Source organism: Gynuella sunshinyii YC6258, from assembly GCF_000940805.1.
In the GTDB taxonomy this organism is placed as follows: domain Bacteria; phylum Pseudomonadota; class Gammaproteobacteria; order Pseudomonadales; family Natronospirillaceae; genus Gynuella; species Gynuella sunshinyii.
The window spans coordinates 2,066,534-2,079,748 of the sequence record NZ_CP007142.1 but is presented as its reverse complement, the minus strand read 5'-3'; the positions used below and the strand labels follow the sequence as shown (position 1 = coordinate 2,079,748).

Sequence of the window (13,215 nt, the reverse complement as noted above, 5' to 3'; positions counted from 1 at the left end):
AATTCCAATATGTCCGTTCAGTCAATGATTATTCGCTTAACGCCACGATAAGACCGCTCATCCTTTATCTGTGACACCCATCCTTTATTCCGTCTATTCCGTCCGTACGATTAACCCGGCTACCTGACAGATCGTGCCGATCTGCTTGATTGTTGCCCCAGAACATCTCGCGGTGTTATTCGAAACATCCTGATTTACCTTCGCTCGCACTGGAACAGGCCAATAGTGAAACCTTTATGTCCCACACCCGACACAAATACCCGCCGGGTGAATAATGAAATAATGCGGATCAATTTGATGCTTAAGCCGGCATTGATCCGCTGTTGTATTGCTCTGGAAAACTGCCTGGCCGCCAAACCAGGGGGAACCATTCGACATGCCTGACCGGATCAACAAAACGACATGCGCAACCAAGCCTTGTTCTGACACAATTGGCAAAAATCTGAAGGTTCCCCAAGAATGATCGTTACGATGAATTCAGAGCTTCTGTCTCTGTTTTAATTCGATATTTTTTTGCATGCCGTCCCGCTTACATTTGTCTGAGCAATCACTATTGCTATTCAGCTCTGTGATGTCTTTATCTTATGTTGTCGGTAAATACTGTGTGTCTTATGTACTTTTCAGCCACTCAACAGGTTCCGCCAGATCATCTTCATAGGCCAGCCTGTCCACCAACTTCCCGTTTTCAAATTTGAACAGTCGGTCTGCGGTATGAAAATAAGCGTCATCATGAGTAATGGCGATTACAGTTTTTCCCTGGGCTTTCAACTCGGGCAACAAGGTATGATAAAAATACTTTCTGAAATAAGGGTCCTGGTCGGCAGCCCACTCGTCAAAAATATAAATCGAGGCGTCTTCCAGGTAGGACAATAACAACGCCAGACGCTTTTTTTGTCCATGTGACAGCGATAATGATGAAATCACGCCATTTTGACTGGTGACCTTGTCGTCGAGTTTGAGTTTCCTGAGGTGTTCGTTGATCAACGCATCATCAGCAGGGTTACCTTGTCGATCCAGCGCATAATCGAACAAATGAAAATCGGAAAAAATGATACTGAAATGCTGGCAATACCATTCCCGATTCCGGCTCAGATCCACTTTGACATTGTCCAGATAAATTTCTCCGGCTGAAGCGGTATAAAGTCCGACCAGGGTTTTGATAAAGGTCGATTTACCACTGCCATTACCTCCGGTAATAAAAATTACTTCACCTTGTTGTATGTCCATGTTGATGGGGCCAATGCCAAAGTGGTAGCTCTCTCCGGCTTCCGATTCATAATGGTAGGAAAGATTACGTACGGATAAACAGTTCCATTGTTTCAGCGTGGTAACATTGGCATTTTCCCGGTTGTCCCAACGATCAGAATCCATGCCATTGGTGGATAACTTAAGGCTGTTTATTTTCCGGTGTGCCACAAATCCTGCCGCCACGACAGAGTACATATCCATCAGTGAGGAAATGGGGCCAACAAGATAAATCATAATAAGCAGAAACCCTGTCACCACTTCAACAGACACCTGAGTGAATACCGCCTGAGACAGAAACACAATCGCGCCCATCACAATGAACAGTATGACGTTGGTCCAGTTATGGATAATGATAAAGTTGAATTCGGTCTTGACGGTCTTGTTTTTAATTTCCTCAACCTGAGGAGCGACAATATCCTGATAAAAATAGTACTTCCGGTTGATGTTGATATTGAGTTCTTTGCCGCCTTCGACCAGAGATTTGAAACTGCCAAACAAATTGTCGTCTGTTTCACGCAGTATTTTAAGAAGCCGCATTCCCCGATTCATCAGGAGCTGCGCAAAGCCGATCGCAAGAGCCAGGAAGACAAACACAAACGAGAATAATTGCCAGGAGCTGTATGCCATATATCCCAGGCACAACAGTACCACGGATATGTTGTAGGCCAGATGAGGCAAAAGGGAAAAACCTGCCGCAAGATTTCGGATATCTGAAGTCAACGTGGCGTAGATTCGATGTCCACCCAGACGTTCAATACCTTCATAGTCGGTGTTCAGAACATTTCTGACCATGAAGTCTCTGAGGCGACTGGTAAAACCAGCACTCAGACGGGAAAGGATATATTGAGAGAAAATACCAAATGCACCCAGCCCGACCAGCGCCAGAGCGAAAATAGCGACGCTGCGCAGAACATTATCTGTCCCTTCTCTGAGCGTGGAAATTTCCCCGTTTAACATCACCATCACTCCAATACTGAATAACGCACTTAAAGTGCTCAGTATGGTTGCAAACAGTAATGACCATTTGTAACGCTGAATTAATTCTACGACCACTGTGTTTCCTTTCCGTGATGGATATGATTCATTTGATAATCAGGCAGCTCTTCCCAAACGGCCCGATTGAAAGCAGAAAAAAACCAGGCCAGTAAAATTTCAGGTCTGGTCTTTAATCGCTCTGGATAGACGTAGCCAAAATGACATTGTCCGGTTACGGTTCATCCTGATACCGATGTTATATGCCTGTTGCTGTACGAATACAGGAACTTTCAAGACGCAACACCATCCACTACTGAAGAAAAAATCTCAGACCGTGTCACGTAAATTTTTAAGTGGTTTATTTTCAGTTTTACAGACAGAACGAATACAACATTATCAGGTCATCATGACATACACTTTTCGATCACCTTCAAATGCCTGCCGTCCATGCGCCGCGAGCACATTATCGACTAGCATGATGTCACCCGCCTGCCATGGGAAAACAACTGTGTTTTCCTCGTATATGCCGCGAATTTCATCCAATATGGAATCTTCGATCGTTGACCCATCACCGTAGCAGGCGTTTCTCGGCAAACCTTCGACCCCGAGTATTTCAACCAATGCCTCCCGGATTTCCGGAGCAAGACTGGATACGTGAAACAGATGAGCCTGATTGAACCAGACCGTTTCTCCGGTAATCTTATGTACTGTATGAGCCTGACAAACCTGGGTGGTGGTCAGTTCGTCTTCATTTTTCCATTCAAACTGAATATCGCGTTTACGGCAAAAATTTTCCACTTCCTGCCTGTCGGTGGTATTAAAAACCTTTTGCCAGTCCAGATCATATCCGCTCCCATAATTGCGGACATACATGACTCCTTTATCCATAAATTTCTGTCTGATGGACGCGGGTATTTTTCGAAAAATCTCACGGCTGTCAGCCAATGTGGTCGCACCACCACTGAGAGCTGCTTTTTCACAATAGAACCAGAGATAATCAGCCCAGATATTGGTATAGGATTGTTCATTATGGAGTGGGATAGTCTGATGTGCAGGGTATTCTGTGGCAGTATAGACCCCACTCTGGATATGAGAACGGGGAGTCGAACCAAAATCGTAGTTTATGGAATCCCCGGTTGTCGCTGCAACGAGCTGACCGAATGAATCGATGGATACATCACCCGCACCTCTGATCAATATAGCTCCATGCTGATGCAACCGCTGCTTAATTAAAGTCGATATCTCAGTCTCTAACCGTGTAATAGAGGAGTCGGAAGTAACGCTATAGGGCAAAGAAAACTCTGCAGGCGGCGCCGACTTGAACTCTATTGATATTTCCCTGACGGTTGTCTCTTCAGTCACCATCACCATATTTTCTCTCCCGCCATAAAACCCGCTGACAACATAGCAACAGCAAGTTCTAATCTATACAGTATTGATTTAATAAAGGTCATTATTTTTTCAGGCCAGTGTTAGAGATGCGAACATACACTGTGTGTCATGCACAACACTTGAAATGAATCGACCTGACAAACACTACACCTGACATTCTTTAGCAAGAACATTGCAGAACGATTAAAAAAAACCGTCAAATTCGAATTCAAAATCCAGGACCTGAAAACATCAGTACCGGCCTCAAAATTACTACAAATATCACCGGCCACACCTAAAATCCGTTCGAACGATGTCCACAAGATGGCCTTTTGATGTCGCCTTTTTCCACTAAATTACCATCCAAAATTAGACATGACACTCATAACGAACGATTCTCATTCTAAAGTAGGACAAAGAAATATAATGGTGATAAACGTGTATATCACCAAATCAATATCGAGCCATTAAAACGGGCAAATGAATATAAACGGCCATAAAAGATACACTGATAATGCCAAACAACACTAATGACAGTTTATTTATGAATTGATCAATGATGACATTCTCTGGCATCAACGGCAGTGAGATCAGACCAAGGAATGATTTACATCCATGCTGATACCGGAAAAGCATCATATGGATATTTGGCACCGCTATTCCGGACATCCAAAACCATGAGAACAAAAAAAACATACTTTTCAAATATTAGACAATTCTTTCATTTTTATGACACTTTGAAGAGAAGACTGGTGATTCTTAAAAGCCCTATTCGCTTTAAGTGAAATTAAGACATGTCTTTATGATGATGACAAAAAAGCAGGCGCAAAGTCACAAGCTGCCTCCTATTCGTCAGAAACAGATTTTGGGATACTTTTTTGTTCAGGCCAGATATGGCTGAAACTTGTGAACTATAAAAGAATAGGTATGAGCAGACTTAAATACTTTAAGGAACCTCTGAAAAATGGCCTGTTTTCGCGCAGGACGGTGTCAGCTCACATCCTCATTTACGTCAGTAAACTGCGATGTTGCGAGTGGTGCTTCCTCGCCTGCATCAAAACTATTCCTATTTTTCAGAGACCCCTTAATTATAGTGTGCGCCCGGTTACCAACAGATTCCGTAACAACCCCGATACATTTTATGAGTTATCGAACCGGATATAGTGCGTTTGCTTTTCGATTGCAATAGCAGCCTGATCTGCCGGCATCGGCCGGGCAAAATAATAGCCTTGCATATTGGTACATCCTTCCTGTTCCAACAACCTTAATTGCCGGAGATTTTCAACACCTTCAGCAACCGTGCCGATGCCTAGAGAAATACATAACCGGCATAAGGCATGCACCATGGCTTGATTGTCTTTCGAACAGACCAGATCGCTCACAAAGGACCGGTCAATTTTGACCTTGTCAAACTTGAACTTCTGAATGTAACTCAGGCTGGCATATCCGGTTCCAAAATCGTCCATCGAAATCTGCACACCCATCTGGCTGATCTGTGTCAGCGTCGTCAAGGTGTTGAGGGTATCGTGCAATAAAATGGCTTCGGTAATTTCCAACTCCAATCTTTGGGGGGTAAGACCGGACGTTGACAACGCGGACTTTACATCTGCCAACAAACTCTCCGTGCGAAATTGCACCGGTGAAACATTGACCGAGACACAAACATTTTCCGGCCATTTCCTGGCATCCTGACAGGCCCGTCGTAGCACCCAACTGCCTATTGGAATGATCAGCCCGGTATCTTCTGCAACGGGAATAAACTCAGCCGGTGCGACGGGGCCTCGCTCGGAATGGTGCCAGCGTAACAGCGCTTCAAAGCAGGCAATTTGATGATTGAGAGTATTCACTTGCGGCTGGTAGTACAACTCCAGCTGTTGCTGCTCAACGGCCATCCGCAAATCCAGCTCCAGTGCCCGTTGCGATTGAATCTGAGCATCCATTTCCAGTTCAAAAAAACAATAGGTTTTTCGTCCCTTCTGTTTGGCGCGATACAAAGCCACATCGGCACATTTGATCAGTCTGTCCGGATCGGTTCCATTGACTGGGGCGACGGCGATACCAATTGATATTCCAATGTGAATGCTTTGCCCTTCGATATCATAAGGCTGGCTGACAGTTTGAATAATCCTTTCTGATATCATCACCGCACTTTCCTGATTGGAGTTCTGTGTTAACAGAACGGCAAATTCGTCTCCTCCAAAGCGACAAACCTTGTCACTATCACGCAGACATACCCTCAGCCTGTCTGCAACCTGAATCAGTAGACGATCTCCTATCGGATGGCCCATCGTATCGTTAACGATTTTAAAGCAATCAAGATCCAGGTATAACAAGGCCACCTGCTGGCCATCAGCCAACGTATCCAGAACATCTTTAAACTCGATGCGAAACAGTGTCCGGTTCGCTAAACCGGTCAAAGCATCGTGATGGGCCAGATAGGCGATACGTTCCTCCTGCCTTCGACGTTCAGTAACATCTTCGTGTATGAATACCCGTCCCCCTTCAGGAGTTTCAGCAGTTCTGACCACGATAATTTTTTCATCCCGGAAATTAACCATTTGCTGCGAAAATGAAAATCCCACTGGAGTCGAGCCTTCACTTTTTTCCTGTTGGCAAATATTAAACACTGCACCGTTTTCCTGACAGGCGGCAACCACATCACAGATTGGCATTCCTTCACGAATCTGCCCATCTGTCAGACAATAGATAAACTTGAAATGACGGTTACATATCAGCACACAATCAGTTGCATCCACCAGACATATCCCCTGAGGAATACTTTCTATCGCTGTCGCCAACCGTTCATATTGTTTGTTGATTTCCGCCTGCGACCCAATCAGAGTTTCCGAACCGGTCAGACTCAAATCCGCAATAAGCTTCTCAAATGAAACTGCCAGAGCACCAACTTCATCACGCCGCTCGGTCAGTCTTTCCGGCATAGATCGAGATAGCTCACCATTTGTCATAGCGTTGTTGACGTGTTGTTTCAACAGCTCTAATGGTTGCAGCAGGCGACGGAAAACAAACCAACCGGACAATAACAATATGACTGAAGCTATGGACGCCACGATTGCCAGCATCCAACTGACTTCGATCACAATACGGTTGTTGGACGTATTGGTATCGACATAGGCGTCTCTGGCCTTCGATTCCAGCGTATGTAACTTAGAGATCATTACAAGTCTGGCAGAATCTGCAGCGATCTGGTTGACCTGCATGGCATCACGCACGGCCATTTTTTTCTGCCAGATATCCTGGATATCCTGAACAGGCAACATAAGCGTAACAAGAGGTTCTGCTGTTTTGATATCAGTGACTCGATCATCGACCTGTTTTAATAAATGTTCCGTTTGCTGAGTTTCGTTTTTGAGCTGGGTAATCAAACCCTGATAGTCGGTAAAGCGCTGATTTATTTCATCACCCGACCCCCACGAAACCAGTTTCAGGATGCTGTCGTGAATACGACGAGTATAGACTTTGAGGCGAACCAACGAACTCAGTATTGGCCAGAGTGACGTATAGTTTTCGTGGAGTATGACACTCTCATACGGCTTTTGTTCAAGCTGGAAAGTCAGATCTGTGATGCCTTGATCAAAGTTGCGCTCCAGTACTTCGATACCGGCCAGCACCAACTGTTGTTGTTGCTGTAACTGCCGCTGCAATGAAGCCTGCGTCTCACATGATTGCAACATATCCGTAAGTGCCTGATGCAAACGATTTCTGAGTTGATGGATACTGGTAGCATATTCCAGTAATTGCGCGCGATTCAAAAACACTGTCAGGGCATCAACAGTGATAATATTTTTTTCGAGACTGGATTTTACTGACAGCAAAAATGCAGAGTCTGCCGTGTCACAATTCGAAAAAAAATTGTCTGTCGTTACCGTCAGCTCCCGCATTGCATGGGTTGCATCCATGGTATGACTTAAGAACGGCAGACTCACTTCATTCGTAACATTGACTGAACTGACAAGTATTTCGATAGCCCGCAAACTGACGGCACCAGTCAAACCAATAAAAAGAGCCGCCACCAACGCTGCAGCGAACAACTTATAACGTATGCGGGTCGAGAAATACTGCAACCAATCTCTCATATGAGTATCCCATCCAGGTCTCCTGACTGGTACAACAAAGAATTGCACTCTGCTTTTTAAGGAATTTCTGAATATTCATCCATATCAGCGATAATATTCAGAAGCTTCTTGACTCTTTCATTGATTGTAGCCGAACACCTGACAAGCAATTTAGTTTTCGACTAAAACATTTTATTTAATAATCAAGCTAACAATTATAACAAAAAACCAAAAAACTCACCGAAAAAACCCTGCACAAATCAGAGTATTTTTTATAACTCATAGAGCTTGATGTTTATGAAAATCCAACCATTCATTATTAAATCAAAATAGAAGACCACAAAAATAACAGAACTGTAGGGTGGTACATTATTTTTCTGTTAATTTTTTCTGTCTTACAATGGAGGTCGTTTTATAAGAGAGATCTTTGTGCTGTATGCATACAGCGGAACAATTCTGCCTGGTTTTTCTGTGATGATTAGAAACTCAGTAACCGGACGGTAAGATCATTGCTGAGGGCGGAGCGCTTAAAAAACGGCAGGATCAAAAAGATCCTGCCGTGATGTTTTATTATTGTTGCCAGGATTTGATCAGGTCATCATATGAGACCGTTTCACCCTTTGGCTTTTCATTCGCCAGTCTGGCTTTAGGTGCACCGGGCTTATTCAGCCATACAGCCGGGTCGACTTCAGGATTCAGCTTCGGACCGCATTCACCCTGAACATTTGCCCGCTGCAGACGTTCCATGACCTTATCCTGTGCCGCCGCGAGTCCATCAAGCGCCGCCTGAGGTGATTTTTCCCCATTGGCCGCTTCAGCAATATATTGCCACCATAACTGTGCCAGTTTTGGATAATCCGGCACATTGGTTCCAGTTGGTGTCCACTGAACCCGCGCCGGGCTACGGTAAAATTCCACCAGACCACCCAGTTTTGGAGCCGCCTTGGCCATTTGCTCGGAAACGATGTCAGACTCACGAATAGGTGTCAGACCAATCAGAGTCTTCTTCAGTGAGACGGTTTTTGACACGGTAAACTGGGCATACAACCAAGCTGCCAGACGACGATCAGCCGGCGTCGATTTCATGAATGTCCATGAACCAGTATCCTGATAACCAAGTTTCATACCCGGCTCCCAATAAGGCCCTTTCGGTGATGGTGCCATACGCCATTTTGGTGTGCCATCTTCATTGACCACTGGCAATCCGGGCTTAGTCATATCTGCAGTGAACGCGGTATACCAGAAAATCTGCTGGGCGATGTTGCCCTGGGCCGGAACCGGACCGGCTTCGGAGAAGGTCATACCCTGTGCTTCCGGTGGCGCATATTTACGCAACCAATCTACGTATTTGGTGGTTGCATAGACGGCCGCCGGGCCATTGGTTGCACCGCCACGGGAAACGCTCGAACCGACCGGGCGACAACCTTCAACCCGAATCCCCCACTCGTCTACCGGTAACCCGTTAGGCAAACCTTTGTCACCCGCGCCCGCCATGGAGAACCAGGCATCGGTAAAACGCCATCCCAATGAAGGATCTTTTTTACCGTAATCCATATGACCGTAAACACGCTGACCATCAATGGTTTTAACATGATCGGTGAAGAACTCTGCAATATCCTCATAGGCCGACCAGTTTTTTGGAACCCCCAGTTCGTACCCATATAATTCCTTGAACTGTTTCTTCAGATCCGCCCGGTTGAACCAGTCATAACGAAACCAGTAGAGGTTGGCGAACTGCTGGTCTGGCAGCTGATATATTTTTCCGTCGGGTCCGGTGGTAAACGACAGGCCGATGAAATCATTCAGGTCCAGTGTGGGTAAGGTATAGTCTTTACCATCTCCTTTTATCATGTCTGAAATGGGAACGACCTTACCGTACCGAAAGTGGGTACCGATCAAATCCGAATCGTTTACGTAACCATCGTAAATATTACGACCGGACTGCATTTGGGTTTGCAGTTTCTCAACTACGTCCCCTTCCTGAATCAAGTCATGATTGAGCTTGATACCGGTTATTTCGGTAAATGCCTTGGCCAGTACCTTGGATTCGTATTCGTGAGTGGTAATCGTTTCAGATGCAACATTGATTTCCATGCCACGGAATTTCTCTGCAGCCTTGGTGAACCAGGCCATTTCCTGTAACTGTTGCTCTCTTGTCAGAGTTGAATCAGTGAATTCACTGTCCACCCATTTCTTCGCCGCATCACTGTATTGATCCGCCCAGGAAAGAGTACTGACTCCCATTGCGACGGTAATCGCAACGGTTAGCAGGCTCTTTGTTTTATATTGGTTGTCCATAATGTGCCTCATTGTTCTTATTAGTGGATGTATCCCTACGCCGTTACTCCATACTTTGAGAGTCGTGGCAACGCACAACATCAGTCAAAATTCCAGATTGATACGCGGTTATCCCCAGCGCATCACAATCGCCATCCAGACAACGGAACAAACCGTTGCCGGCCAAAGCGCCGCTTCCGTCATCAATAACCAGATCAAATGAATGTAAGCGCTGCTCAACAAACCAATGAACAGTCTGTCGCCACGGCTGGTCTTGAGTGGCAGAAAACCTCTTCGCTCAATACTGGGCGATGCAAATTCCCATACGGTCATCGCAGTCAATATTAATGCTATTGCCGCGAAGAAAACGGCAGTTGGCAGTGTCCAGGCCATCCAGTTCATAATATTCCCCTCGCTTATACCCGGCCAAGGGCGAACCCTTTAGCCACATGATTGCGGACAAACCAGATCACCAGCATTCCTGGCAAAATGGTCAATACACCCGCAGCCGCCAGTACTCCCCAATCGATGCCAGAGGCGGAAACGGTACGAGTCATTACAGCGGCAATCGGTTTGGCATCCACAGCAGTCAACGTTCTCGCCAGCAACAATTCCACCCACGAAAACATAAAACAGAAAAATGCCGTAACGCCAATACCGGAACGAATCATGGGAATAAAAATCTTGATAAAGAATTTTGGAAAACTGTAGCCATCGATGTATGCAGTCTCATCGATTTCTCTGGGCACGCCACTCATAAAACCTTCCAATATCCATACCGCCAACGGCACGTTAAACAGACAATGTGCCAGCGCTACCGCAATATGGGTATCAAACAGACCGACAGAAGAATACAACTGAAAGAACGGCAGCAGAAAGACCGCCGGCGGTGCCATCCGGTTGGACAGCAACCAGAAAAACATGTGCTTGTCACCGATAAATTTATAACGGCTGAAGGCATAGGCGGCCGGTAATGCCACCACCACGCTCATAATCATATTCAACGAGACGTAGTAAATGGAATTGACATACCCGAGATACCAACTGGGATCAGTGAAGATCTTGATGTAATTGGCGAAGGTAAAATGTTGCGGAAAAACAGTTAGCCCGCCCAAGATTTCTTCGTTGGTTTTGAATGACATATTCAATAACCAGTAGATAGGAATGAGGACAAATGCCATATATGCAAGCAGCCCTATTCTGGATTTCTGTATCATAATGCGTTGTCCTGAACGGTTTCGGGTATTGACCTGTGATGAACGTTCATACGAGCTTGAACTGACAGTCTGTTGTGACATCACATACTCCTATTTTTCGTCTCTGCTAATGGTCATGATGGTGGTGTAGAACAACCAGCACATCAGCAGAATGATCAGAAAGTAGATCAACGAGAACGCTGCAGCCGGACCCAGATCAAACTGGCCAACCGCCATTTTGGTCAACGATTGACTCAGGAATGTAGTGGCGTTACCAGGACCTCCACCCGTCAGCACAAAAGGCTCGGTGTAGATCATGAAGGAATCCATGAATCTCAGCAGCACACCGATAATCAATACATTGGTCAGTTTTGGCAGTTGAATGTAGCGGAATACCGCCCATCGCGATGCACGGTCAATGCGGGCCGCCTGGTAGTAAACTTCCGGAATGGCGCGCAAACCCGAGTAACACAGCAATGCGATCAGTGATGTCCAATGCCAGACATCCATTAACAAAACCGTTAGCCAGGCATCTACCGGATCTCCGGCATAGTTGTAATCCAGCCCGATATGATTGAGCGTCCAGCCGAACAAACCGATATCCTCACGCCCGAAAATCTGCCAGATCGTTCCCACCACATTCCAGGGAATCAACAAGGGAATGGCGATCAGAATCAACGCTGCTGAAGAGCACTTACCACCAGTTGGCATAACCAGGGCAACCGAAATCCCCAAAGGAACTTCAATCGCGAGCACCGCCAGGGAATAAATGAACTGACGCAACAATGCCTCATGCAATCGTGTATCAAGAAGAATCTGCCGAAACCATTCCGTGCCGACAAAGTAACGAGTGTTCTGATCAAAAATATCCTGTACGGAATAGTTCACCACCGTCATCAACGGAATAATTGCCGAGAAGGCGACAATCAGAAACACCGGCAAAACCAGCAACCATGCTTTATTGTTTTCAACCTTATTCATGACGCCTCCTCCAGCAGAAACTCATCGACATACACCTTCAGCCATTGCTCCGGGAAACTGACGTAAGCCTGACCGCGTGGCACCTTCTGGTCTTCCTGCAAACGGGCCTTCATCTCCACACCGTCAAGCATGAAAGTCATGATCTTGTAGGTCCCGAGATCCTCCACATATTTGACCTCAGCGACATAGGCATCATCATTGGGTTCATCCCAGACATGGACAAATTCCGGTCGGATACCCACTTTCAAATTTTCGCAGTTGATGAATTCTGAACGAGCGACCAGTTGTGGTGACAGAGCAATACGGATTTGACCAAAACAGACCCCACCTTCGCACTTTTCCACGCTCACCAGATTCATACCGGGACTGCCAATAAAAAAGCCGACAAAGGTATGGTTGGGGCTTTCAAACAACTCCCTTGGCGTTCCAAACTGCACGATCTGGCCGTTGTACATCACTGCGATCTTGTCCGCGAAGGTAGAGGCTTCCAACTGATCGTGAGTCACGTAAACCATGGTGATATTGAACTGCTCGTGAATCTGCTTGAGCTTACGGCGCAACTTCCATTTCAGATGCGGATCAATCACGGTCAATGGTTCATCAAACAAGATGGCGGAGACATCATCACGTACCAGTCCACGCCCCATGGAAACCTTTTGTTTTTCATCCGCACTGAGGCCTTTGGCTTTTTTGTTCAGCAACGGTGTCAGTTCCAGAATGCTGGCAATTTCATGCACCTTGCTTTTGATTTTATGTTCGGCGATTTTTACATTGCGCAAGGGAAACGCGAGGTTATCGAATACCGTCATGGTGTCGTAGACGACCGGAAACTGAAATACCTGGGCAATATTCCGCTGTTCCGGTGTCATATGATTCACCACCTGACCATCAAACATGATTTCACCATTCGAAGGTGCCAGCAGCCCGGAAATAATATTCAGCATGGTGCTTTTGCCACACCCGGATGGACCCAGCAGCGCAAAAGCCCCGCCTTGTTCCCAGATATGATCCATTTGCCGGATGGCATAGTCGCTGTCGGACTGCGGGGCACTACTGTAACTGTGTGCCAGTTGTGATAAACGGATTTCTGCCAT

9 protein-coding genes are annotated in these 13,215 nt (G+C 46.0%); all 9 read right to left on the bottom strand.

What is annotated here, in order from left to right; translation table 11 throughout:
- Positions 1–194: 194 nt before the first annotated feature.
- The 9 genes from YC6258_RS30195 to YC6258_RS09200 all read right to left on the bottom strand — a co-directional run bounded on the left by YC6258_RS30195 (position 195) and on the right by YC6258_RS09200 (position 13,215).
- Positions 195–371, bottom strand: coding sequence for a hypothetical protein (locus YC6258_RS30195; RefSeq protein WP_169748952.1), 177 nt, complete (start codon positions 369–371; stop codon positions 195–197).
- Between the two features lie 238 nt (positions 372–609).
- Entirely contained in the window at positions 610–2,301 is a 1,692-nt protein-coding gene (locus tag YC6258_RS09240; protein WP_044616742.1) for a cyclic peptide export ABC transporter, read from the bottom strand.
- 318 nt (positions 2,302–2,619) lie between these two features.
- Positions 2,620–3,594: a TauD/TfdA family dioxygenase gene (locus tag YC6258_RS09235; RefSeq protein ID WP_245627025.1), complete on the bottom strand. Its 975-nt coding sequence runs from the start codon at positions 3,592–3,594 to the stop codon at positions 2,620–2,622.
- Between the two features lie 1,139 nt (positions 3,595–4,733).
- Positions 4,734–7,688 carry an EAL domain-containing protein gene (locus YC6258_RS27205; RefSeq protein ID WP_052830180.1) on the bottom strand — a complete coding sequence of 985 codons (2,955 nt, stop codon included), beginning with the start codon at positions 7,686–7,688 and terminating at the stop codon, positions 4,734–4,736.
- Between the two features lie 549 nt (positions 7,689–8,237).
- Positions 8,238–9,965, bottom strand: coding sequence for an ABC transporter substrate-binding protein (locus YC6258_RS09220; protein WP_082070628.1), 1,728 nt, complete (start codon positions 9,963–9,965; stop codon positions 8,238–8,240).
- Positions 9,966–10,073: 108 nt separating this feature from the next.
- The gene (locus tag YC6258_RS09215) at positions 10,074–10,346 is read right to left on the bottom strand and encodes a DUF2160 domain-containing protein (protein WP_044616739.1); all 273 of its coding nucleotides are present in this window, start codon (positions 10,344–10,346) and stop codon (positions 10,074–10,076) included.
- A gap of 14 nt (positions 10,347–10,360) precedes the next feature.
- Entirely contained in the window at positions 10,361–11,161 is an 801-nt protein-coding gene (locus tag YC6258_RS09210) for a carbohydrate ABC transporter permease (protein ID WP_044619901.1), read from the bottom strand.
- Positions 11,162–11,251: 90 nt separating this feature from the next.
- The gene (locus YC6258_RS09205; protein ID WP_044616738.1) at positions 11,252–12,121 is read right to left on the bottom strand and encodes a carbohydrate ABC transporter permease; all 870 of its coding nucleotides are present in this window, start codon (positions 12,119–12,121) and stop codon (positions 11,252–11,254) included.
- Positions 12,118–13,215 (bottom strand): ABC transporter ATP-binding protein, encoded by a 1,098-nt coding sequence (locus YC6258_RS09200; protein WP_044616737.1) that lies wholly within the window; start codon positions 13,213–13,215, stop codon positions 12,118–12,120. Before YC6258_RS09200 ends, YC6258_RS09205 begins: the two co-directional genes overlap by 4 nt.